A 22365-nucleotide genomic window follows, 5' to 3' on the forward strand; every position below is an offset into this window, starting at 1 on the left:
AAAAACTTAGGCATCAATCCGTTCTACATCAGCCATCAAAATGACCTCACGCCCGAACGACTTGAAGATCTATCCGTATTCCTTTTCGAACTCTTTGCTTCGGATCTGAAAATTACCAAGGCACAATCCGTTTCCATCAAGAAAATACTGCGCTATTATTACGAAGCCACTGAAGAGGGTCATTCATTGGAAAGTTGCTACAATTTTATAGAAAAACATCAGAAGGACCTTCTGAACACCTTGAACATCCATTCCGATTATTTCAATGTCACAAGCTTTTTGCATGTCATGTCGGAATACGTAGGCAATGGGCTCTACAGTTTTCTTTTTGAAACCAACGAGGACCAGACCTATAAGATCGAAGACAAACGATTGATCGTCTTTGAACTGGATGAAGTAAAGGACAACAAGGAAATCCTGTCCGTCATGTTGAAACTGATCAAATCGGCCATACAACGGACCATCTGGAAAAATCGCGCTGAAAAAGGCATGATCCTTTTTGATGAATTTGCCAAGCAGCTGAAGTTCGATAATGTCCTTGAAAGTGTAGAATTCTACTATCAAGCCATCCGTAAACAAAATGGTGCCATAGGCATTATTCTGCAATCCATCAACCAACTTCCGAGCAACGCTACTTCTGCCAGCATTTTGGAAAACACACAGGTCATTTACAGTCTAAACAATGAGAAAGGCTACGCCGAGCTGGTCAAAAGGCTCAACCTATCCAGTCACGACCTGAACCAATTGAAATCCATCAAGAACAATTTCTCAGGACCACGAAAGTATACGGAGATGTTCATCAAGATCGGGAAGGAAAGCAACATTTTCAGACTTGAAGTTCCAAAGGAGGTATATGCGGCCTATTTAACGGATGGACAGGAAAATGAAGAAATAATGATTCTCTATGAGAATCATCGCGATATGAAAAAAGCAATCATTGAATTCACCTCTAAATCAAAATAAAATGAAAATTAAATTTCTCATCACAGGAATCGTCTTGGTATTAAGCATTAAAACCCATGCACAAGGCATGCCCGTTTACGACAATACCAACTTTATAAGTCTGACAAAATCACTCGTGGAATCGGCCAAACAGACCTCACAGCTTTTAAAGACCGTTGAATTTCTGAAACAGCAAAAGGAAAATCTCGAGACCGTCAACAATGTGGTCCGGCAGATGAATGCCGTCAGGGAGATTGGGCGGAACAACCAACGGTTGATCCAGGTCATGCAGAATGATTTAAGGGCCATTCTCAATTCTCCCTATATAAAGCCAGATGAAATGACACGCATCTCCGAATCGTTCAATGCCATTGTCCAAAATTCATTGGAGACCATGGACTTCATTGATCAGATTCTTTCGAGTGATTATCTCAAAATGAGCGATGCCGAACGTGCCAACATACTGAAACAAAAAGAGGAAGAATCCAAAGAAATGGTTTCCAATATAAGCATTAGAACTCGGCGCTACAAAGACATCATTTCCTTTAGAAAAATGCAGGACAAAATCAATAATCGAAACACCACATATTAAATAAGATCAGTATGATTATTTTAGGAATCGGACTGGAATATATCGATACGATTTTCCAGACCATACAGAACAGCAGTTTTTCACAATATACCATTGCGGGTATGAAGACGCTCGCCGTACTGTTTTTTCTGGTCAATATTCTAAAAAAATACAATGAAGGTATTGTGGACAAGGATGGGTACACTTGGGGATTGAGCCCAAGTGAACTCGCCAAGAATTTTGCCGTGGTCCTATTAGTCATCTTTTCAACTCAGGTATTGGGGTTCTTTGATGCCATTCTCGTGGCGATCGAATCACAATATCGCGGGACCGCTCCTGCCCTGCTGCCTTTGCATTTGCAGGACATTGCGATAGAAGAGGATATCAATCTCATGGATGCGATGAAAAGTGCCATGACATTACTCTATGAGGCCTTGGTAACCCCGCTGTATGGATTCAAGATTTTAGCCTTTATCCTGAGTGTCATTCTTTGGATTCTTGACCTGTTTATCTATCCACTTTTTTTAGCGGAACGATTTTTCCTCTTGGGGATCATGCAGGCATTTTTTCCATTGGTCATCAGTCTGGCGGTATTTGAGAAATTCCGATCGCTTGCCTATTCATTTTTCAAACTTTATGCTGCAGTGTATATGCTTGTCCCCGCCTTTTTTCTGGTCAACATCTTTATCAACGCCATTTACACCGAAATAAACACCAATTTTTGGACCAACCTATTCGGTACCGACTTCGGGCAAGGGTTCTTCGCACCGGTGGTACAGTTGGGCTCAGTAGGCTTTATCGTGTTTCTAAAATTCAGGCTATATGCGCGGGCCACCTCCTTCACTCTCAGATTATTCAACAATTAAAGTAGCATGTCATGAAAACACCTTATCAGAACATTTACAACCTCCTCAAATTGAATAGACTTATTGTTTTGGCAGTTGTTGTTTGTGCCTTTACGGCTAGTACATTCTCCGTTTGGATCGCCTTTACAACCCATAAAAATGCCCTCAACCATGCTTTCGCCATCAACACCGACGGCAGTGTTATTCCCCTAAAGCTCGTCACCCAAAAAGAGAACTTCATGGTAGAGGCCCTGGCACATTTGGAATTGTTCCATACCTATTTTTATAATATCGATGCGAGCAATTATGAGCGTCATCTACAAAAAGCACTGTGGTTGGGCGATAGTTCTGTGGACAATGTATACCGACAAAAAAAAGCCGATGGGGTGTACAATCGTTTACTGCAATATTCCTTGGTTCAAAAAGTGAAAAGCATCGATTCGAGAATTACCGAGTCCAACGGTAACCATAGATTTACGACCACCACCATTTTTGAAATCAACAGAGGGTCGATTACCGATACTTATGAATTGGTATCCACTGGCAATCTGATTTTGGTTGACCGGAACTTCCCGAACAATCCGCACGGATTATTGATCACCGATTATTTTGAAAACACCTTAAAAAAAATCTCCAATGAAAATAGAAAAAAATAAAATGGTCTTCGCGACCGTAATGGCCGTGATTGTCTTATTCCTAGTGGCCTATACCCTGATGGTTATGGACGATGGCAAAAGTGAAAGTGAACATTTAAAGCAGACGTTGGTACCTCCCCTGGAAGAAACCCAGAAACAGTATAAATCCAAATTGGATGCCCTCAACGATCTGAAGGACGTTCGAGAAACCAATGCGCCCAGTATTTATGATGAAAAACTGATGGACTCCCTGGGCTTTTATGATCGGGACTTACCCGAACGAGAAAAAGAGCGGATTGTGGATAGCATCTATTCCGCAGGGAAAATCAACTATTCTGAACGGTCCTATCAGGTTCTTGGAGAAAGAAAGCCAGAAACCAAAAAAGTACAAGAAATAGATTCTACAGAAATAAAAAGAGAACAGAAGATTGAAGCCAAGGAACTGGGCCTGGAACATCAATTGTTCTTTGCTGCGTCACCCAAACCTGATGACAATTCAGTGATTGGTACTACCGATGAAACCATCCATGTCGTTGTCGATGGCGATCAGGTCGTGAAAACCAATAGCCGATTGCGAATGCGGCTTACCAAAGCTGCAGTGATCAATAACAAGCAAGTGCCAAAAAATACCCTTGTTTTTGGGTTCATCAATTTCCAACCCAATCGCGCAATGATCAACATCGAAAATATCCAACACCAACCAACCAAGCTCAAAGCCTACGATCTTCAGGATGGCAGCGAGGGCATTTATATCGAAAATAATTTTCGTGCTGAAGCCACCGATGAAGTTGTGGACGACATTATCGGCGACATCAATATTCCAAGTATCCCCCAAGTTGGTAGCATCAGCAAAGTACTCAAACGTCATAACCGCAGTGTGAAAGTAACCGTGCTGAACAATTACCAACTTATTTTAAAACCTTAATCTTATGAAAACACATTCTTTAATTCCAATCATTTTTATGGCGTGCAGTTCAGTATCACTCTACTGTACAGCACAAGCAAAAGACCAAAACATTACGGTCATGGACACGATTTATGCCAATGACACCATGAATGTCGCCCTCTTCTTCCCAGAACCCATTCGACAGGGCATTACCGGATCAGAAAATTTTGTTTTTACCTATAACCGAGAGAAGGAGCAATATTTTGGATTGCTGCAAGCGACTCCCGGAAAGGACAGCAATCTTCTGGTCATCAATAGAAACGGTTCAGTATTCTCATATATTGTTAGATATAAATCGGAGCTATCAAAATTGAATTATTTCATTCCAATGTCGAGCAGTATCGGGAACGAAAAGCCTAAAGTGAAGGATTCAATTCTGGCTGGATCCAAGGAAATTATTATTAATAATAGCGATTATTATCAAAAATTCAGCTCTTATCTTCTTGAAAGAAAGCAGTGCAATGGTAGAATCAAAAAAGGAAAACAAGAAATCATTTTAAGTGTGGAAGATATCGTTTTTAATAGTGAAGAACTTTACTTCGTTATCCACATCAAAAATAGGTCTACCCTGGATTACGATCTAAACTTCCTTAAGGTTTCCATCGAAACAAAACAGAAAGGAAAACGGAAATCTTTACAACGCCTCTATCAAGAGCCGATTTTCACAAAGAACCTACCTTCTAAAATAATAAAAGGTGAATCTGTGCGACTCGTATATGTCTTGCCTAAATTCTCACTCTCAAGCGACCGTAGGGCTATTTTAGAGCTGAACGAAAAAGATGGCGAACGAAATATTGAAATGAAAATATCCCATAGATATGTCAATAATCCGAATTAGAAATACAACCAAACATGTACCTTTTAAGAAAAATGTAAGATCAACTAATTCAACGAATCATATTTTCCATGCTATCATTTTCAATTTTTCACCAATGGTCAGTAACGATGCAAGCACCTTACTTTCATTGGGAAGTTCCCCTGTCAATAATTCCTTAAAGGAAGTTGAATAGGTTTTGCCTAGGGTTTCCCAAACTTTTTCTGTTCTGCTGAAAAACAAAGATTCCGAAGGATGTTTGGATAGCCATTCCTTATCTTTGGGTATTGCTTTATCATCATCCTTTCCAACCTGTAAAAGCATCGATTCAAAATTATCAGAATTCAAAAAAGAAGATATTCTATCCTCTTGTAGCAGTTGGTGCAAATCATAAGTATGGCGTATTTTATTTGCCAAATCTTCTAACGGAAATTCCGTATAAGAAAATCTCACCAGACTAATTATTTTTTCACAAAAAGTACGCTCTATGCTTAATGTCTTTACTTCAAAAGGTTCAAGTTGATATTCTTTGATAAGATCCAGGTTATTGGTGGTGCCTATAAATGCTGTAATCATTGAATGGACCCTGACTTTTTCCGAGGGATGTGAACTACCAAGACTTGATACCTCAAGTACAATCTGGTCCCGAACTTGGCCAAATGCCCCCTTAACTCCAACCTTATCATATCCGTAGACCAATTTTCTAATTTTCCCACGCTTGTTTTCCAATGGGTGGTCAGGAATGACAGTCATTACGCCTTCCAATGCAGTTGTTATTTCTTTGAGTTTCCTTTTCAATGAATTGTCCGTTTCTTCATGGTCTTTTATCACAACGATATCAATATTTTCCGAAAAGCGATCAATGATCCCGAAACACTTGGAAAGCGATGTTCCTCCTTTAAAAACAGCTATATTCTTGGAATTAGGATCCATAAAAATCTGTTTGAGCGCAAAAGTTACCCAGTAATCTTTTTCCACATAGATTTCGGCAATTCCCAAGTGTTGGGCAGTTGCTACAATTGCGCCTTCAAAGGCCCCTTTATAATGGTGTAATTTCATTAGACAATATTCCAGTTTGAAATGGTAGGCAATATTCTTTCAGATATACCAAATTCATAGCTGCTCAAATAATTAATGCTTGCTTTTAATGAACCACTCAAATCGTCCAATGAAAGACTTTCAAGAACTGCTCCCAACAATGCCCGAACCTTAGGGGGATATTCTTTGGCAAAATTAGTCAATCTTCTTTTATCTTCTTTGGAAAGGGTTTCTATTTCTTTCTTCAAAAAATCAACCCCTGTCCTTTTATCCATATCTGGAATGTGATTAAAATCCTTCATTACGTCCAATAACTGTAGCAAAGGCACATTCTTTATTGTGACATCTACATAACTCTTCGCAGGTTTTATAATGAGGTTTCCAATTTTCGTCCTTATCTCTTTATCCCTACTTGCCAATCTCACAACGTTAGGAACTTGCGTGGTCAACCCAAGTTGATTGTATAATCGGACACCAGTTATATATGCCACTTGTTTGCCGTTCTCAAAGAGATAATTTTTAAGCAATTCGTCCTCTCTGGGCTTTAGTTCTCCAAAGGCTGTCTGTTTAGGTTTATAATACATGCCATTTTTATATCTCCTGATTTTTCCACTGAAAACCATGCGACTCAAAGCCTTTGCTGCAGCAGAAAATTCATTTTGAGAAATATCAAGCGTATCGTATGTAAATACTTCTCCAGTATCTATACGGGCAATTTTAGTTTTTATGGACGTAGTTATATTCATAGTGTTATGCTACAAAGATAAACATTTAGATTAATCTTTGTCAAGTTTTTACATGTTTTTACTTGACATAAAATATACGGAATGATTAAAACGGAGTGATAAGCTATGATAATGCTATTTAAAAATAGACCTGGTTTCCTTATAAATTCGTTCAAAATTAGCTGCTAAATCCTCCTCAGAAAATCCAATTGTTGGTTGCGGCAATTGTCTCTTAATTGGCCGCAACTTAAACTGAACCCTCTTATCCTTACCATCTGCATAGGTAATGAACTCTCCTTGTTTCAATCTAAAGAAGACATCCGCCCTAATTTTAGGGATCTCCTTTTCACCTGTAGTGATGCGCGTATCAAAATCAAGACTATAACCGCGGCTCACACTTTTGGTGAGATCCTTAATGATCTCAAAGAACCGTTCATAATATTTAGCCGTATCCGGATCGTTGACCTTTCCAAAAAATTGATAGGAAAGGTTGCTTAAAATCGCTTTACTCGCTTTATCCCCATACATCATATCGTTCTGAATTTTGTCCTGCATCACGTAAATCGTAGAAATATTATAGCTTCGAAGTGTCGCAGGAATACGGTGCATATTCAACAATCGTATCGTAGGCGCTTCTTCCATCAAGAGAAAAGATGGTTTAGAATTCCGGACGCTCATTTGCTTTGTGATGGTGTGAATAATGGTAGCGATCACTGGCGAATAGGAGGTTTCAAATTTGGGGTTGTTCACTATGGAAATCACACAAGGATTTTCTGGACTATTTATATTGAGCGGCACCTCATCTTCAGATAATGCCATGAAAATGCGTTGTGTGCTGATTCGCTTCAGCGCATTAGCCAAGGTACTTTTGACCCCTGCCGTCTGCCGCTCCGAATCCTTCCCACTAATAAACGCATCTGCCATTGCCCTCGATGTCGTATTCGTCTCCAAAAACTTGATCAGGCTGTCCGTGTCCAAGTATTGGTAAATAGCAATCAAATGTGGAAGCGTACAGAATTGTGGATAGGTGGTTTTTAGTTTCCAGATCAGGCCACCAATCAAGCCTTCCGCGGCATCGTTAAAGAATTTGGTCGTTCCAGATGTACCTGATTCCCGCTGCTCTAAGAGATTTTCAATCAGCACCCTTGACACCTCATTGACGCTTTCCTCATTCTCTAAATACCCTGGTGCAATCGGATTTACCCTATGGATGATTTTATCAAAGGAAATAACCTTAAAAGGGATTTCGCCATCCTTGAAAAGTGGATATGCCATTTCGGTCAGTTCAAAATCTTTATAATCGTGAATAATCCCGCAAAAACATTCCTTTTGAAAGTGTTTCAGGAATCCATACACCACACTTTCTGTTTTTCCACTTCCCGCAGAACCGATGATGGACGCGCCACGTTTGATATTGTCCAATTTGAATTTTCCTTTGGTAGTTGCAAAATTGACCTGATATTTGGCATTTCCATTTTTAGGTTTGTCCGTTTTGTGCAAAAAAACGTACAATCCCAAATTAATTAATGAGAGAGGGCAAACAAAATAGAGTGCAATTTGCACCAATGGTAATCGTTCAGCTAAATAATACACAAGAGTGCCAATCAATAGAAAATTGACGACAAATGCATATCTGCTTATCCGGAATATTCCATAGAAAGCACTACTGGCCAAACCAATAGTAAAAAGTACCGTTACGAGATTGTCCAATTGCATAGTTTTAAATTAGATCCCAATGGAACTTGATTTTATGGCCACTTCCGCACCACGTCGTAGTCTATTAAATATTTTCATTGCCAATTGTGCCTGTGTGACAGGAATACTTGGCATCATCGGGATGCCACCTTTCCCCATGATTTTGAACGCTAATGCTTTTTCGTTGGTGGGCAGTTTCATTAGTGAAGCAAAATAGATTTTCGGATTCTTGATGAATTCCTTTCTTGCTTTATAGGTTTCAGCGAAGTTCCTTTGATAGTCAAAAGTCTTATCAAAAGTCTTTTCTGCTTTTGTAAAAAATCCATCCCTATCAAATCCCCGCTTTACCGTTTTACCATTTAATTCAACATCGGAAGCTTTGTATTTACTTCCTGGAGACAAGCTGAATTTATTGGAAGCATCCTTACGGCTCACAATAATATGGATATGACTTTGGTTTCCTGCTTTTGGCATTCCCTGTACGATTCGTTTTCCGTTCTGTTGATGCGGCGCCTCTCTTTCAAGTTTCCCAATTTCTTTTTCCAATTTTTTCACATTCCCTTCAGTACGTCCATCTTGAACATTTCGGATTTCAGTTTTAAGCTGAAGTATTTTTGTGGCATACGGTTGGTTTTCTTTTATCTGAAAGTCCGTTCCTTTAAACGTTCTTTGGTGTTCAATTTTTGCATAATATTTTATATCGTCTATGTTTATTGGTCGTCCATTGATTTCACGATTGAACGAAGCCACATAATCCTTCATAATCTCACGGGTATATTTTTGCAAATCTTGACTATGGTTCTGTAATCGTTTCAGTTCGTATTTTGAAGGACTTACGGTAATAGAATAAAACCTTGGTTCGTGCTTTTCAAGTTTTGAAGTATTGCCATCTATTTCTATGACCACTTCCTCTGCTGAAATCTCGTCTCCATATTGGTTAAAGAAATGTTCCATATCTTCCTGTTCCAAACTCTGATTTTCCTTCTCCAGATAGCTGACAAAATCAGCCGAACTTTTTGAATAATTGCCTCCCATTTTTTGAGCTGTGATTGTGATGTACATAGCATAAAATTTTAAACTCCGTTGTTGCCGTTTTCCTTTTCTTGTCTGTCTGCCTTAGAAGCAGCAAACCGAATGTTTCCTTTTTCTTCCATAACTTTCTTTTCCAAAATCAATGGTTTCTTTTTCTGTTCATCAATCTGAAAAAGTGATTCCAACATTGCAACAGTAGGCTTGGTTTGGGTCTTTTCAACATCCCTCATTATAGCGATTACGGCATTGATTCTTTTTAATAATTTGGCTTCTATGGTTCGTCCTGTTGGACCTAATTTTTCTTTTGGCGATATCTCGTTATAGAAGAAGAAATCAAGAATAGCTTCCATCGTTTCTGTATGGGTCTTAAAGTTCTTTTTTGAAAATTCTTGAAAACGTTTAGCGGTTTTCCTTTTGAACCTGATAGTGATGAATGAATCCATTTTCTTTCGCTTTTTTGTGTGTTTGACGTAAATCCATCCCTGTTTACAGGCTGTTTGGAGGCATTTGACGCAAATCGAAGAAATTTACATAATCCATTAATTTTCATATGCTTGAAAATCAATGACTTATACGTTAAAAGGAATATGTAACGTGGCTCTGCCCGTTACCCTCTTGCTATTCCTTTTCGTCACGCGCAAGCGTGACAAAAATCCATACAATCCGGTTGAAAAAACCGATTGCCATTTTAGGAAAATAATTTTCCGATATGTTATTTTTCGATGTGTAAGGGTATCGGCGAAAGTCGAAAAGTGGATAACCTTACTTTAATTTGAATGCTGAATTCCAGCGAAATAAAGATAGTAATTTTTTCTTGATATAGGATTAATTAAACACAAAAACACCTCTAGTTCAGAGGTGCTTGTTTCATATATGCTGAAAACTATATATTGAAAACGTAGGTATAAGAATATAAATTCCGCATTGCCTCTTCCTCAATTATTGTTTCAAAACAGCCATAATTTTCTTTTACGTATTTGCGAATGCTATCCCCAAATTTTCGTTTCACATCTTCTTTGGAAGTTTCCAAAAGTCGGTTTTGAGCTTCTTGGCTCAAGTCTGTAAAATTCAGATATACCATAGCTTTAGAATTTAATATTCACTTGGAAGCATCAGCGTATCATTTACAAAATACAATCGCAGTTCATCGAGTGGAAAATCGGTGACCCTATAACCATGTTTTTCTAAAATATTATCGTTACCATCGGTATAAATAATTTCAGCTTCATAACCTGTAATATCCTGTTCTTCTATAGACAATCTTTTAAAGTCGATGGTGACAAACTCGGTTCGACACCTCAGACTTTTTGCAATTACTGAAGTGTCCGTAATGAGCCAAAAACAATCCGCTACATTAGCAAGGTATTTTAATCCGTCCGTAAAACGTGTTCCCAATAATGGGATTTGATAGAACATTTCCGTTCCGTGAAAATGTTGCAATCCTTCTTTGATTTCGTTAACTTGTGCTTTCATTTTATTTTGATTTAAAAAGTTAATAATGATAAGAGGGCGCAACTTTCGAGAGGAACGCCCTCTTTAATTTTAAGATTACTTGTCGTTTTTACTTCCAAGCAAAAGGATTTCATTTGCTTCGATTTCGGTAACATATCGCTTGATACCCTCTTTGTCCTCGTAGCTTCGGGATTTCAATTTTCCCGTAACACCTACTTCTTTGCCTTTAACTACAAATTTTTCGATGATTTCGGCAGTCTTGCCCCAAGCCACAACGGTATGCCAATTGGTTTCTGTTTGTTTCTCGCCTTTGGCATCCTTGTAATACTCGTTAGTTGCGAGTGAAAAACGGGCTACTTTTTTACCGCTTTCAAGGTTTGTAATGGTTGGCTCTTGTCCAACGTTTCCGATTAACTGTACGTGATTTTTTAAAGTGCTCATAATAAAAGAATTAAAGATTAATTAAAATACTATCTGAACCATTCAGACAGTTTATTGTAATATTTTTTTGAAGTGATTTACTTATTATATCTTGAGCGTTTTCCTTTTTTGTTTTTTTTGGTGTCGCTTCCTTTTTGATGTTTTTGTAAGATTTCATAAGTTTTATTTTAGATTTACTTCCCATAGCGCCCTCGCTGTTACCTTTTTTTGTTGCTGATACAGTTTCAAGATTTTGAATTGATAAGGACTTATAAAAAGTGAAGCGCAGCGCAACGGTTTATGCAGTCTGTTCAAGTTCAAAATGTTGGTATTTTGCTGGCAAAAAAAGGTTAGGGCAGCGAGGGTGCGGAAGTGCTTCTAAAGACTTTTGTGAAGTACAATAATGTTGGAAGCGGCACCAAATGAGGAAATGGAATTCCGATTTGGCGGACTCCGTTCACGATTTCGGATTGGGAATGAAGCGTGCCGTTCCGGCGCAGCGGACCGTGTTAGCGGAATGGAAAGTAGAAATTGGGGATGGTGTCCAAGACTTTTTAAGTGAAGCGCTTTTCCCGAAATGGAGCTTTTCGCGTAATACAGGGGAATGGGCTGAACGAATTATGAAAACGGATTATCCTTTTAAAGTAGGATCTAAAGCGGACTGAACTTCAAAGATGGAGATTGGGAATGGAGTGTTGTTGCTGTTTTTCAGGCAGGATTAACATAATGGAAATCGGAGTATTTGGAGTTTTGTCCAAGACTTTTTCAGGAAAGTGCTTTTCCCGGAATGAAGCATTTTCAGCGGAATGCAGGGGAATGGGCTGATCGGCTTGTAAAACTCATTTCCCTAATATGATATTGACCTCTTTTATTATGTAATAAGAACTCGCACTTTTTTGACAGCTCTAGATAGAAGAAACTCTTAAAACATTTCGTCAAGTATTTATTTTGTAAATTAATCGTAAAGTGTACCCTATTAGTTATTGCGATTCAATGTGAATAACATAGTGAACTTCGCAAGTTATTGAAGAATTATCGATTATAATATTTCGGCCAAACCTAAGTAATAAAACAAGACCATTTTTTAAATTATCATTTTCATCAATATTTTGGCCATAACAGCTATTATATTTTCATTTCATGAAATTCTTATCGATTTTAAAAAAATCACCCAATCACACTGCTCAACCTAAACATCGGCAAATACATGGCCACCAATATTACCCCAACCAAGACGCCTACAAAAAGAATGATCATTGGCTCCATGATGGTAGAGAGCATTTTCGATTGTTGTTGCACTTGCGCACTGTATTGTTTATTGAGTCGGTCGAAGATAAATTCTGTTTGATTGGTCTCCTCAGCCACTTTTACCAATGCTATCATCTTGGCATCAAACAGTTTGTGTTGCCTTAAACTTTGACTTAAGGAGGATCCTTTTAGAATTTCTTGTTCTACCGCTTCTAAGGCTGTTTGCAACGGATAAAAATCGATCATCTGTTTTACCAATTGAATACTGTTTACTACAGGCACTTTAGATCCGGTGAGTAACGAAACAGCTTGTGTAAATTGAGATAGATAGACCGTCTTGACAAAGTTTCCAAGATAAGGAATCCGTAAAACCATGCTGTCCTTAACTTTTTTAAACCATAGTTTTTTGTTTAAGAATGTTCTTGATAACAACAATGCAACTATCAGAACCAACAAGAGCCAACCATAAGTTTTCATGATCTCTGAAAGGTCCATTATAAATTCGGTAATTGCGGGAAGCTCTACATTCTGCTGTTTGAAAATATCCTGAAACATAGGGACCACAAATTGTAACATGAACACCACTACTAAAACTGCCGTGGTTAAGATGATCACTGGATAAGTCAGTGCGCTGATCAAATTTCTGCGCTGTTCATTCTTTCTTGCAAAAAACCCTCCCAATTGCTCCATTACTCGACCCAAAGTTCCTGTTTCTTCACCTATCTTCAATGAATAAAACTCATAATCAGTAAATGGCTTTTGATGTTTTATGGCATTCGAAATACTCTGTCCTGAAACTAAACTTTCCGAAATCGAATGGACTATCTCCTGATTTTGCTTTTTATTTTGGGAATCAGCTACCAGTTCAAGACCTTCCTTTATGTTCACCCCAGCTTTAAGGAGCACACTCATTTCCGTATAAAAATCTTCCTTTACTTTATTAGAAAAGGAACTGCCAAATAAGTTGATTTCCTTTTTAAGCAAGATTTCAATGCCTTCCTTATTAGAAACCACTTTTTTATTTTTCTGTATGTTCTCTAATTGAAATGCCATTAGTTCATATATAGGGTTGCGTCATTCTGCCTGAAAACAAATATGACTTGATTTTGGGTCGCTTTGGTCGTTTCAAGTTTCAACGCATCTATCTTACCAAATACAATTTCATCACCATCAAAATAAAACTGCTTTTGGTGCAATCGAATATGAAAAGTATCCTTATCCTTAATAATATAATCTGAACCAAAAAAGTAGGTGCGATCCTCTAACTCTGAAGAAAACAATAAAGCGTCCTCAATATGGTCGTATTCTATTTTAGAAAACCGGTTGAAATCCAAATTGAATGACTGCTCCAACTTATTGAGTTCCATACTCAACTCTAAATTACCCTGGATTTTTTTCATGTGGTTTTGAACGATAGTAAGAATGGAAAATGCAAGACCAACTACTATTGCTGTTAAGATCATCACAATGACCATTTCACTTAAGGTGAAAGCTTTTATTTTAGTTTTCAGATTCACGAAGCTCTTTTACAATAATTTGGCTTGTATTTGGATTTTTTCCTTCAAATTCAACATGGCTGATGTCATTACTTTTAAATAGAGTCACTGATATTTGCCACTCATCATAATCATCACTAAAAGGTGTTTTTAATTTGCCATTGAGATACTGGTATTGCAATTCGTTTATATGGGCATCAATTGCTCTTGTATTGCTCTTAATTGTATTTGAAAATAAATTATTCAGAATCATACTGGCGATCATAAAGATTATAACAATGATCACTGTTGCCACTAAAGTCTCCATCAATGTAGATGCCCCTATTTTCTTTAATACAGCCATTTCACAACACCTTTTTTTGAAGATTCAAATGGTAGTCCCACATATTCCTGGGGGAGCATACCAACAATTATAGTTCCATTATAAATATGGTTCTGATAAATAGAACCAGATTGCCTTGCAACAAAGTTTGAAGTATAGATGGTACCATGGACCGTGCCTTTTAGTTCTAAATTGCTATTGCAAAACACCTCCCCATTGATGATTACCTTCTCATTGATTAGAACCTGTGGATCATAATTTCTAGTTTTTGGAGGTGTGTACCAGAATACCACGCCGTTTATGGTTGAACCTTCATTGATAGTAATGGCAATCACTTCATCATCTGAGGTCTGCTGTTCACTCGGAATTATTATGTTTTCATTATAAACCACCAAAGCGGAGGGATAGTGCAACTTGCAATTCTCACCGACACTAATAGATTCGGTTGCAATGACCTGAAATGTCCCAATGACATGGTCTTTAATTTCAACCGTAGGTGCAATTAAAACGACATCTTTTAGGTTGCTTGAAGCTTCAACTACAATTCTGGTCTCTGATTGTATCATAATATATCCAGTCATTGTCATTGCTTCCAAACGAATCTCGTCTGGACTATAAACGAGTTGAAGTGGTTCGAAAAATGAATTTTTAAATTCTTGGGCTTTACTAATATCCAAAAAATTCGTTTGTTCGTCGGTAAAAATATGTTCTAAATGTTCTTCCAATTCAGAAAGCACTTTTGGAAATTTGTTGCTTTTTCTGGTACTGCCATAGAGTAATCGATCTCCATAATAAGAATGCCCAGATATATTTCCTGTTCTTATTCCTCTCTCAGGCAAATAAGCCAATCCTTCAATCCTTGTTTTTCCAACTAACACCAATGGTTTATTATTATCTTCCAGGAAAAGGGCCGTTCTGTTTAATTTGGATTGGGAGCCACCAATTAAAGCCATCTTTTCAAACTTATAATTCTTAATACTCGCCACTGAAGAAATCTTCTCAAAAAGGCCCCAGTAGGCCCTGGTGATTTTTAAAGATTTATAATCGTCATCCTTAGATTGAATCATGGTGCTATCATTCAAAGGGATACCATGATGCAATGCATATTGAATTCCGTTGTTCGCATTTTGGGTCGTTTCCACAACAAAGTTAGATTGGACATTAAATTGAGTGTATGTATGTACAAAAATCAAAAATGAAGCCAGCAGCAAAGCAATCACAACAACTATAAAAAGCGTCAATTGCAAGGCTCCAGCTTTTACTTTTGTATTTATCATTCTTGAAGTGTAATAGTTCGTGGTTCATTTTTGTAGCGAATGACAACTTCTTTTGAATTCCCTCTCACCATGGTAACGTCATTAACACGCTGTCCTTTTTTTAGTAAGTATTGCGTATCGTTGATGTTCAACACAAAAATATGCGCATTGGTATTTTGTTTTTTTACCATACCACCATAAATTACTTTGGGCCATTCTATTGGGACAGTTCTTTTCGTGGTTATTACAGATGATACTTTTTTGTTTTTTATGGTTCCCAAGAATGGATCTCTCAAAACGGGCTCGATGGAAAAGGTATCATTTTCAATTGTTGGTTTCGGTTTAAAATTGATAGAAAGTTGTTGAGAATGCGTTTCGGGTTGTACAGGACTCAAAGTAGAAATTATTTTATAACCAAAGATACCCCAGACGCTGAGCACCGCAACTAACAATAGATATGTTTTGGTTTTATTCTTCAATGATAAAAGCTTGTTGACTGTAAAGTGTTTCGTAACCCGAATTTTTTGCTTTTACACGCCATTCATAGGTATTGATTTCTAAATCAAATGAAACATTATTTGTGGTTACCGTCGAATCAACAACTACTTGCAAAGGGTTGTCAAAATTGGGCGTTGCTATTTGAATCTGATAATTATCAGCATCAACCATTGGCTCCCATGAAAAATTTAAGGTTGTCGTTTGTAAAACAGCATTGTTGAAAGGGGCAACAAGGACAACAGTGTTCTTTGAAATGTCCTCCAATTCTATAATGTCATGACAACCAAAAATGCCTACTATCGTGATCAATATTGATATCTTTTTTTTCATTTCTAAAATTTAAAGTAATCCACTTTCCTTTTGGCTCGTTTTGCTGAACTATAGGTCTGGTTTGGACAGCGGTTGTCACCTTCCACTAACTCCACGATTTCCAATTGATACTTACTATTTTCCTTCCAGCAAACCGAAGCTGCTCTGTACGCGAAGACTACTCCGTCGTTAAAACTTATCGTTCGCGTTAAGGCCTTATTGGAGTAAAGACTTAAGCCAAGCGTTTTTAACCCTATATGCTCAATAAAAACCGCTTGTGCTTTCGTCAGATCTTCCATATCCTTTTCATTTAAAGCAATCGAAATATTGGTGACCACATGGGATTGGTTTTGGTCTTGTAAGTAAGTTTTTATGGCTCCGTTTTCTGAACTGTTCAACAGATTGATTAATCCTACTTTATCAAAGGTTTCAATATTAAGAAATTTAGGTTTTTCCGGTAACGAATCCACAAAATTAAGATTGACTTTTGAAGTTTGAAATTCCCTAGCGCTACTAAATGCTTTAAATTTTGTTTTATTGAATGCTATTGGTGTCACTTGCACTTTGATAGGAACTGTATAATTGGGAATACCTGAGTAGCTGTAAGTTCTTTCAAAATCATAAGTTTCATCAATACCAACGGCACCAAGAGCAACTTGTTTTGTTGTTGTTTGATATTGCTTGCTCTGTACTGAAACCGTCTTACAACTTGAAATCATCATAAACCAACAGAATAAACCAAATCGATATAGGCACATAAGTGAATTTTAGTTGATTCACTAAAATACGGGAACATCAGCGAGAAAAAGTAAGGTTTGCCATTACAAATGGTAAGGCACTTGGAATGGAAGGTGTAGGCGGTAAAACAGGATTACTATCAAAAATCAATTAAAGTCAATTCTGTTACAAAACACCAAAGAGAAATGAATATCTTATTTCCTAAATTTATATTCTATTTGGCACTGTACAACAATTGTTAGGAGTCAATAAATATTGTTTTGATGTACTTTTATTAATAAACAACATAATAAGGTGGTTGGTCATTCTAAAAATACTTATGACTATATTCTAAAAAGATTAATAGCTTCTAAAGGCTTAAGATTTATAATATACTTCAGATTTAGCCTTCATGCACTAATAAGTCTTTGGTAATCCATTATTTTCTTGTCCTGTTCCTCGCTCTCGTCGATGTATAAAAGGAAGCTACGGTTTGAGTTATCCTCGTAAATACTTTCCTGTGTGGTACAACCTGCAACACTTACAGGACCTTCAACCGTTAGATGGATTGTTTTGGTGTCGCCTTTTGCATCTTTGTGGACGACCGTTTTTGTGATGCGTTTTTTAGATTGCAGTTCCCGAAGTGGATAGAGTACGCTTTCCGCTCCGTCCAAGTCCTCGATTAAAATTAATTTGTGTTGCAGTTCCGTGCGGTTGAAGTAGTAAAAAGCGTTTGCCGATAATACCGTGATTTCCACTTTATCCTCTTCCGGTATAAGTTCGGACACTTTGGATTGAAGGTGTGTTTTTCCCGTTCCGGAACTTCCCAAGCTGATGCAATGCAATGGATTATTTGTTTTCCGAGATGTAAAAATTAGATACATCGTCTGCCTGTTGGTTTCTTCTCCGATTACGCCAAACTTTCCGATTAGGTCGTTGGTGCGTTTCAGTAAGTTTTTAGCCTTTAAAAAGGTTTCGGCTGTTTTGGTTTCCGTTGCTGACAGTTCTTTAAAAAAGGGTTGGCTGGCAATGGTTTCTTTTTCAACTAATAAAAAGCGGTAGTTTTCGAGTTCTTTGGTTAAATCTTGCAATGTTCTACGTGCTACGCTCGTGCCTATCTCCAGGCGTTCCGCTATTTTTCGGGTAAACTTTTCCACTTGGTTATCGTTGTACAGATCGAGGCTGTGGCGCAATATGTTGTAGCTCTCTGGTTTCTGTACGCTCAAGGTTACCCGCAGGCTCTCCATTTTGTTGGTCTTTAGACCGCCAAGGATATTTACCTGTAAATGTTTTGTGTGGTATTCGTAGCTGTTCGGGTTGGAAGTATCTAGCATTGTTGAAAAATATTTTACTAATCATATTTGACTACAAATATATACTTTTTGTTTATTTAAAAATATACACTTTGATTATTATTTTCAACACTATCGTAATTTATGTCTATAAAAAGTTAACTTTGTAAAACATTTTTGATGTTTAACTCTCTTATTATTACACTTATGTCGTTTGGCGATAACTTAAAGAAGATACGGGCGGACAAGGATATTTCACAGGGCGAGCTTGCCAAGATGATCGATGTCCACGCAACGCATATTTCACGTTACGAGCGTAATTTGACATCGCCAACGATTGACGTGGCCAAGAAGGTCGCCGATGCGCTGGAAGTTTCTACGGATGCGCTTATTTACGGCTCTAACGAACAGATTGTAAGCAACAAGCTGAACGATGCCGAACTCTTACAGTTGTTCAACAAGGTTCAGCAGTTAAGTGATGAGGATATTTCGAGCGTCAAGGCGATGCTAAAAGCCTTTGTTTTTCAAAAGGACCTGCAAAAACAGCTTGCATAAAAAAACCGCCACTTGGGCGGTTTAAATTATTTATCTATTTCAACACGTCTGGTCTCTTAACCATCCTTTCAATCTTATAATATTTCAAAAAACCTGAAAGATATTCTTCTTCAAGTAATATAAAACTATCATCAAAAACTTTTTTCCTTTCCACGCCATCGGTATGCATTGATCGTTCTATAAAATAATGAGCTCCTGAATAGTTTCTATCATTAATTTTTAAGGTCTTATCACCTTTATAACATATCTGGATTTTTACACCTACGTTTTCTTTTGTTTCAACACAGCTATCTATTTTCCAAGTTCTATACTCTTGTAAAATTTTAGCATTCTCCTCTAAAGAAACTGTTGCAGTAATGCCATTTTTGTGCAAACTGTAATATTCTTGATACTCTTCTTCAAGCTCCCCTTTCTCATTATATCTAAAAATACTATCGACCCTTTTATTACCTACATAATGAGACTTTATTTTATAAAATGCCGCTACATCCATATCGGATGAATATACACGATAAAAATTTTCTACGTTTTTATTAGAATTGCAGCTACTCAATATTACCAGTAACAAAATAACTATTATTATTCTCATAATTAATTACCTCTCCAATTTTTCAAGTTTTCATCGTGACCCTGCTGAGCCTTTCTAACCTGTGCGGGATTCATAATATGCTTAAGTTGACTAAGGTACGAACGCATTCTACTATATTTACTATCTTGGTCTAAATAGCCATCGTGCTCATTCGCTCCACCTTCACGACCTCGCGGTGTTACAGCATTTCTTTCCTTTTGAATTTCTCTTAGTCTTGCTTTATCACCCGCTTCAAAGGCCTCTATTAATTCATCGACATATTGTTCAAAGTGAATAAATGCTTCGTGTCCATTGGTAATAGCCATTCCTTCAGTGGTCTTATCTTCAACTTTTGTATTTATGGTCCATTCAAGAACGACTTTTCCATTTTTTATCTGATAATCCGAACTTCCATTCCCCACATACCACTTTGATCTTTGCCCGTATGATAATTCGTGTTTTGCATATTTTCCATCTTTACCAAATTCAACGTCCCCTATTTTATCTCCCTCATTAGCAAAGTCAGACAGGAAACTATAACCTTCATCGGTCTTTGCAAAAGCAACAAGAGACTTCTGTACGTCCTTATCTAAAGCATCAAAACCAACTTGATTCCATTCCTTATTTTTTTCATCATATTTCCAAAAAAGAATATCCATTCCGTCGGGATCTATGAAGTTGATAGGATTGTTTGCCATAGCTGTATAAGGCGAGAGACTATAATAAGATTCAGCGTGTGGGTCAATATTACCCCATCGAACTAAATCAGGCATATAATTCCTCGCCCCAAAATCAAGTGTGTTCAAGCCAAGTTCGTTGCTCTCTTCCTTTCCGTTAAATCCATAAGGATGGTCTGTACCATTAATTACATTATTGTATCCCTTGTGTTTTAATCCGCCGGGATAATAATTGTTCTCTTCGAGGATTTCCGTATTCGGGTCGATAGCGCCATTTAAATCGAGGTCCGAGTAGGACAACCTGACGTTCCCCAAGTGATCCTTGTATTGGTACACATAGTCAAAACCATTTTCGGCATCCACATAGCCCTCCGGCTGGTTAAAGAATTTCAATAAACTTCCCTGATAAACATAGTTCCCCGCATAATATGTTCTTGTTATCTCAATGCCCTCTGTCACTTTCTTTTCCAGCTTATTGCCCGTGGCATCGTAAATATAGTTAATTTTTCTCGTATTTGAATCGCTGAACTTGACTTCCGTTGGTAAATTCAAATAATTGTAGGTGATACCGTTTACATCTGATGTTCCTATCTCCTTGTTGAGGTCCTTGACCATGTTGCCGTTGGCGTCATAGGCATAATCATTGCCCACTTTGTTGAGATCGTTAAATTCACCTATTCCTGATGTATTAAGGGCAGCATCCGTAACTTTCATCAATTTGTTGCTGTTGGGCTGGTAATCGTAGGTGAGGTCGTCCATCACGCCATAGTCAGTCACAATCCTAGCTGCATCCACGGCCGTGTGCCCGTTCCTTTTCAAACTTGCTATATTGCCATTTTTGTCGTAAACAACCCCGTAGAGGTCATAGCGCCCTGCATCTTGTTCCAAGGCCCCGTTTGCATCGGCCTTCCTGAAATACCCACTGGTGATCCTGTTAAGGGCATCGTACCTATAGGCACTGGCACGCTTGGTATTGTCGTTTGCAGTGCGCCAAATGGTCTGGGAGATATTGCCGTTGTACAGTGCGGGCGCAATGGCGCTACCCTCGGCATTGTTATTGTAGTTCATCTTGAACCCAAACAGGTTGTTCCCCAAGTTTTCAACATCGTTGATCTGTTTCAGCCAGCCCCTGATGTTGTACGCAAAACTAACGTTCTGCAGCCTGCCCTGGGTGGTTTTTCCGCCGACACCCTTGCCTGTGAGCTGGCCAAGATCGTCGTAGGTGTTTTCAACAATGACCTCGGTCGGTTTCATGCCCACCAGCTCCTGAGTCTGCTTTTTCAACCTCCCCATGTGGTCGTACGTGAACGTGTCCTCCGTTTCAATGGTCGTATTGTCCTTCGTGTGCCAGGATTTTGTTTTTTCGACGGCCCCCGTAAAGTCCAAAGTGCTTATCACCACATCGGTCGTGACCAGATAATCATTGACGCTCTTTACATAAATTGGGCTTCCCTTGGTGTCATATCCCGTATAGGTGGTGATCCATTTGGCGGGGACCTGGTCGAGCACCCTTACCTTGCTGCCGGTCGCCAGTCCCTTGGTCCACTTCTGGGTACCGGGACTGTTGTCATGATTCAGGATGTTCTGCCCGTCATGTGTTGCTGGCATGGCCACAAAGCCATCAAAAGTATAGTTGTCGTAATAGTTTATCGTCAAGATCTCCGTAATAAAATTTACCGGGTAGGACTCGTTGTTATAATAGATCGTTGCGCCAACCATTGTTGTATCAGAGGTTCGCTTGGTAACGAATTGCGGATTCCTGAGATCGGCATCATCCTGTAAGGCTGCCCTGCCAATGCCCCTGGTCATTTCCCCTGTATAGGCCACCCTTCCAAAGGCATCGTATTTGGTGAACAGCCATTTGTCCTGTGCCCTCAGGTTGGCGTCCTGCGTCAGGATGGGCTGGTCCAGTTTGTTATAGACGATGTACTCCCTGTCTTTTCCTGGGATCTTCTTTTCCACAAGACGGTTCCTGTGGTCGTAGGTATATTGATAACCAAGTTCGTCCAATTGGGCATTGACTGTTGCCCAAGGTGAGGTAGAGGCCTCCATCTTCGGGGGCAGCACGTAGGTCAGGTTGCCATAGTCATCGTACACGTAATAGGTGTCGTGCGGTGCGTTGGGCACGATCACGCTCCCCACTTTTGAATCGCCGTAGGTGCGCTTCAGCACGACCCTGCCCTGCTTATCGGTGAACTCCTCGGCCGTGTGCGCTTTCCCATTGGTCCAGTTCTCGTCCCTGGTGACGGTTTTGTAGAGTTCACCCTGACCATAATAGCCGAGTGCACCGGGAACCAACGATAGACTTGGGG

26 protein-coding genes and 1 pseudogene are annotated in these 22365 nt (G+C 38.6%); 8 read left to right on the forward strand and 19 right to left on the reverse strand.

The window, feature by feature from the left end; translation table 11 throughout:
• The 6 genes and pseudogenes from MWU32_RS04085 to MWU32_RS04110 form a co-directional block, all read left to right on the forward strand.
• Positions 1 to 963, forward strand: a pseudogene (locus MWU32_RS04085) (TraG family conjugative transposon ATPase); the annotation flags it as partial.
• A 1-nt stretch (position 964) separates the two neighbouring features.
• Entirely contained in the window at positions 965 to 1534 is a 570-nt protein-coding gene (locus MWU32_RS04090; RefSeq protein WP_163516781.1) for a conjugal transfer protein, read from the forward strand.
• Between the two features lie 11 nt (positions 1535 to 1545).
• The gene (locus MWU32_RS04095; protein WP_246937564.1) at positions 1546 to 2379 is read left to right on the forward strand and encodes a hypothetical protein; all 834 of its coding nucleotides are present in this window, start codon (positions 1546 to 1548) and stop codon (positions 2377 to 2379) included.
• 11 nt (positions 2380 to 2390) lie between these two features.
• Positions 2391 to 3014, forward strand: a complete 624-nt coding sequence (locus MWU32_RS04100; protein ID WP_246937562.1) for a conjugal transfer protein TraK — start codon at positions 2391 to 2393, stop codon at positions 3012 to 3014.
• Positions 2995 to 3918, forward strand: a complete 924-nt coding sequence (traM, locus tag MWU32_RS04105; RefSeq protein ID WP_246938047.1) for a conjugative transposon protein TraM — start codon at positions 2995 to 2997, stop codon at positions 3916 to 3918. The genes MWU32_RS04100 and traM overlap by 20 nt, the downstream gene beginning before the upstream one ends.
• 4 nt (positions 3919 to 3922) lie before the next feature.
• A complete protein-coding gene (locus MWU32_RS04110; RefSeq protein WP_246938049.1) occupies positions 3923 to 4777 on the forward strand; it encodes a DUF4138 domain-containing protein in 855 nt (284 codons plus the stop codon).
• Between the two features lie 57 nt (positions 4778 to 4834).
• Here MWU32_RS04110 and MWU32_RS04115 read toward each other — a convergent pair whose 3' ends face one another.
• The 9 genes from MWU32_RS04115 to MWU32_RS04155 form a co-directional block, all read right to left on the reverse strand.
• Complete coding sequence (locus MWU32_RS04115) at positions 4835 to 5812, reverse strand: nucleotidyl transferase AbiEii/AbiGii toxin family protein (protein WP_246938051.1); 978 nt, start codon at positions 5810 to 5812, stop codon at positions 4835 to 4837.
• Positions 5812 to 6537: a DUF6088 family protein gene (locus MWU32_RS04120; RefSeq protein ID WP_246938053.1), complete on the reverse strand. Its 726-nt coding sequence runs from the start codon at positions 6535 to 6537 to the stop codon at positions 5812 to 5814. The genes MWU32_RS04115 and MWU32_RS04120 overlap by 1 nt, the downstream gene beginning before the upstream one ends.
• Before the next feature lie 114 nt (positions 6538 to 6651).
• On the reverse strand, positions 6652 to 8232 hold the full coding sequence (locus MWU32_RS04125; RefSeq protein ID WP_246938055.1) for a type IV secretory system conjugative DNA transfer family protein: 1581 nt from the start codon (positions 8230 to 8232) through the stop codon (positions 6652 to 6654).
• A 9-nt stretch (positions 8233 to 8241) separates the two neighbouring features.
• Entirely contained in the window at positions 8242 to 9273 is a 1032-nt protein-coding gene (gene mobB / locus MWU32_RS04130; protein ID WP_246938057.1) for a MobB family relaxase, read from the reverse strand.
• Between the two features lie 11 nt (positions 9274 to 9284).
• A complete protein-coding gene (locus MWU32_RS04135; RefSeq protein ID WP_246938058.1) occupies positions 9285 to 9686 on the reverse strand; it encodes a BfmA/BtgA family mobilization protein in 402 nt (133 codons plus the stop codon).
• Between the two features lie 440 nt (positions 9687 to 10126).
• Entirely contained in the window at positions 10127 to 10324 is a 198-nt protein-coding gene (locus tag MWU32_RS04140) for a hypothetical protein (RefSeq protein ID WP_246938060.1), read from the reverse strand.
• An 11-nt stretch (positions 10325 to 10335) separates the two neighbouring features.
• Positions 10336 to 10716, reverse strand: a complete 381-nt coding sequence (locus MWU32_RS04145; RefSeq protein WP_246938062.1) for a DUF6876 family protein — start codon at positions 10714 to 10716, stop codon at positions 10336 to 10338.
• A 75-nt stretch (positions 10717 to 10791) separates the two neighbouring features.
• Positions 10792 to 11136: a single-stranded DNA-binding protein gene (locus MWU32_RS04150; protein ID WP_246938064.1), complete on the reverse strand. Its 345-nt coding sequence runs from the start codon at positions 11134 to 11136 to the stop codon at positions 10792 to 10794.
• Between the two features lie 10 nt (positions 11137 to 11146).
• Positions 11147 to 11293 (reverse strand): hypothetical protein, encoded by a 147-nt coding sequence (locus MWU32_RS04155; protein WP_166517889.1) that lies wholly within the window; start codon positions 11291 to 11293, stop codon positions 11147 to 11149.
• A 244-nt stretch (positions 11294 to 11537) separates the two neighbouring features.
• On the opposite strand from MWU32_RS04155, the gene MWU32_RS04160 reads away from it, so the two are divergent.
• Positions 11538 to 11780 carry a hypothetical protein gene (locus MWU32_RS04160; RefSeq protein ID WP_246938066.1) on the forward strand — a complete coding sequence of 81 codons (243 nt, stop codon included), beginning with the start codon at positions 11538 to 11540 and terminating at the stop codon, positions 11778 to 11780.
• Positions 11781 to 12282: 502 nt separating this feature from the next.
• Here the strand turns inward: MWU32_RS04160 and MWU32_RS04165 are convergent.
• The 8 genes from MWU32_RS04165 to MWU32_RS04200 all read right to left on the reverse strand — a co-directional run bounded on the left by MWU32_RS04165 (position 12283) and on the right by MWU32_RS04200 (position 18295).
• Positions 12283 to 13416, reverse strand: a complete 1134-nt coding sequence (locus MWU32_RS04165) for a type II secretion system F family protein (protein ID WP_246938067.1) — start codon at positions 13414 to 13416, stop codon at positions 12283 to 12285.
• Positions 13416 to 13880 (reverse strand): type II secretion system protein J, encoded by a 465-nt coding sequence (locus MWU32_RS04170; protein WP_246938069.1) that lies wholly within the window; start codon positions 13878 to 13880, stop codon positions 13416 to 13418. The genes MWU32_RS04165 and MWU32_RS04170 overlap by 1 nt, the downstream gene beginning before the upstream one ends.
• On the reverse strand, positions 13864 to 14202 hold the full coding sequence (locus MWU32_RS04175) for a hypothetical protein (RefSeq protein ID WP_246938071.1): 339 nt from the start codon (positions 14200 to 14202) through the stop codon (positions 13864 to 13866). Before MWU32_RS04175 ends, MWU32_RS04170 begins: the two co-directional genes overlap by 17 nt.
• Positions 14190 to 15458 (reverse strand): hypothetical protein, encoded by a 1269-nt coding sequence (locus tag MWU32_RS04180; protein WP_246938073.1) that lies wholly within the window; start codon positions 15456 to 15458, stop codon positions 14190 to 14192. The genes MWU32_RS04175 and MWU32_RS04180 overlap by 13 nt, the downstream gene beginning before the upstream one ends.
• A complete protein-coding gene (locus MWU32_RS04185; protein ID WP_246938075.1) occupies positions 15455 to 15916 on the reverse strand; it encodes a hypothetical protein in 462 nt (153 codons plus the stop codon). Before MWU32_RS04185 ends, MWU32_RS04180 begins: the two co-directional genes overlap by 4 nt.
• Positions 15906 to 16265: a hypothetical protein gene (locus MWU32_RS04190; RefSeq protein ID WP_246938077.1), complete on the reverse strand. Its 360-nt coding sequence runs from the start codon at positions 16263 to 16265 to the stop codon at positions 15906 to 15908. Before MWU32_RS04190 ends, MWU32_RS04185 begins: the two co-directional genes overlap by 11 nt.
• A gap of 2 nt (positions 16266 to 16267) precedes the next feature.
• A complete protein-coding gene (locus tag MWU32_RS04195; protein WP_246938078.1) occupies positions 16268 to 16966 on the reverse strand; it encodes a hypothetical protein in 699 nt (232 codons plus the stop codon).
• Between the two features lie 405 nt (positions 16967 to 17371).
• Positions 17372 to 18295 carry a hypothetical protein gene (locus MWU32_RS04200; protein WP_246938080.1) on the reverse strand — a complete coding sequence of 308 codons (924 nt, stop codon included), beginning with the start codon at positions 18293 to 18295 and terminating at the stop codon, positions 17372 to 17374.
• A gap of 138 nt (positions 18296 to 18433) precedes the next feature.
• Between MWU32_RS04200 and MWU32_RS04205 the strand changes: the two genes are divergently transcribed.
• Positions 18434 to 18808: a helix-turn-helix domain-containing protein gene (locus MWU32_RS04205; RefSeq protein WP_246938082.1), complete on the forward strand. Its 375-nt coding sequence runs from the start codon at positions 18434 to 18436 to the stop codon at positions 18806 to 18808.
• Positions 18809 to 18842: 34 nt separating this feature from the next.
• Here the strand turns inward: MWU32_RS04205 and MWU32_RS04210 are convergent, their stop codons facing one another.
• On the reverse strand, positions 18843 to 19397 hold the full coding sequence (locus MWU32_RS04210; protein WP_246938084.1) for a hypothetical protein: 555 nt from the start codon (positions 19395 to 19397) through the stop codon (positions 18843 to 18845).
• 2 nt (positions 19398 to 19399) lie between these two features.
• On the reverse strand, positions 19400 to 22365 hold a 2966-nt coding region (locus MWU32_RS04215; RefSeq protein WP_317235148.1), incomplete at its 5' end, for an RHS repeat-associated core domain-containing protein.

The sequence above is a fragment of the Gelidibacter sp. F63206 genome (assembly GCF_023015735.1).

What these genes read in the sequence shown, in the direction of transcription:
- MWU32_RS04120 (WP_246938053.1), bottom strand. Translation starts at nt 6,537, where the DNA reads ATGAATATAACTACGTCCATAAAAACTAAAATTGCCCGTATAGATACT.
- traM (WP_246938047.1), top strand. Translation starts at nt 2,995, where the DNA reads ATGAAAATAGAAAAAAATAAAATGGTCTTCGCGACCGTAATGGCCGTG.
- mobB (WP_246938057.1), bottom strand. Translation starts at nt 9,273, where the DNA reads ATGTACATCACAATCACAGCTCAAAAAATGGGAGGCAATTATTCAAAA.
- MWU32_RS04125 (WP_246938055.1), bottom strand. Translation starts at nt 8,232, where the DNA reads ATGCAATTGGACAATCTCGTAACGGTACTTTTTACTATTGGTTTGGCC.
- MWU32_RS04165 (WP_246938067.1), bottom strand. Translation starts at nt 13,416, where the DNA reads ATGGCATTTCAATTAGAGAACATACAGAAAAATAAAAAAGTGGTTTCT.
- MWU32_RS04150 (WP_246938064.1), bottom strand. Translation starts at nt 11,136, where the DNA reads ATGAGCACTTTAAAAAATCACGTACAGTTAATCGGAAACGTTGGACAA.
- MWU32_RS04095 (WP_246937564.1), top strand. Translation starts at nt 1,546, where the DNA reads ATGATTATTTTAGGAATCGGACTGGAATATATCGATACGATTTTCCAG.
- MWU32_RS04195 (WP_246938078.1), bottom strand. Translation starts at nt 16,966, where the DNA reads ATGATGATTTCAAGTTGTAAGACGGTTTCAGTACAGAGCAAGCAATAT.
- MWU32_RS04175 (WP_246938071.1), bottom strand. Translation starts at nt 14,202, where the DNA reads ATGGCTGTATTAAAGAAAATAGGGGCATCTACATTGATGGAGACTTTA.
- MWU32_RS04160 (WP_246938066.1), top strand. Translation starts at nt 11,538, where the DNA reads ATGAGGAAATGGAATTCCGATTTGGCGGACTCCGTTCACGATTTCGGA.
- MWU32_RS04205 (WP_246938082.1), top strand. Translation starts at nt 18,434, where the DNA reads ATGTTTAACTCTCTTATTATTACACTTATGTCGTTTGGCGATAACTTA.
- MWU32_RS04180 (WP_246938073.1), bottom strand. Translation starts at nt 15,458, where the DNA reads ATGATAAATACAAAAGTAAAAGCTGGAGCCTTGCAATTGACGCTTTTT.
- MWU32_RS04190 (WP_246938077.1), bottom strand. Translation starts at nt 16,265, where the DNA reads ATGAAAAAAAAGATATCAATATTGATCACGATAGTAGGCATTTTTGGT.
- MWU32_RS04110 (WP_246938049.1), top strand. Translation starts at nt 3,923, where the DNA reads ATGAAAACACATTCTTTAATTCCAATCATTTTTATGGCGTGCAGTTCA.
- MWU32_RS04210 (WP_246938084.1), bottom strand. Translation starts at nt 19,397, where the DNA reads ATGAGAATAATAATAGTTATTTTGTTACTGGTAATATTGAGTAGCTGC.
- MWU32_RS04145 (WP_246938062.1), bottom strand. Translation starts at nt 10,716, where the DNA reads ATGAAAGCACAAGTTAACGAAATCAAAGAAGGATTGCAACATTTTCAC.
- MWU32_RS04100 (WP_246937562.1), top strand. Translation starts at nt 2,391, where the DNA reads ATGAAAACACCTTATCAGAACATTTACAACCTCCTCAAATTGAATAGA.
- MWU32_RS04200 (WP_246938080.1), bottom strand. Translation starts at nt 18,295, where the DNA reads ATGCTAGATACTTCCAACCCGAACAGCTACGAATACCACACAAAACAT.
- MWU32_RS04135 (WP_246938058.1), bottom strand. Translation starts at nt 9,686, where the DNA reads ATGGATTCATTCATCACTATCAGGTTCAAAAGGAAAACCGCTAAACGT.
- MWU32_RS04115 (WP_246938051.1), bottom strand. Translation starts at nt 5,812, where the DNA reads ATGAAATTACACCATTATAAAGGGGCCTTTGAAGGCGCAATTGTAGCA.
- MWU32_RS04155 (WP_166517889.1), bottom strand. Translation starts at nt 11,293, where the DNA reads ATGAAATCTTACAAAAACATCAAAAAGGAAGCGACACCAAAAAAAACA.
- MWU32_RS04140 (WP_246938060.1), bottom strand. Translation starts at nt 10,324, where the DNA reads ATGGTATATCTGAATTTTACAGACTTGAGCCAAGAAGCTCAAAACCGA.
- MWU32_RS04090 (WP_163516781.1), top strand. Translation starts at nt 965, where the DNA reads ATGAAAATTAAATTTCTCATCACAGGAATCGTCTTGGTATTAAGCATT.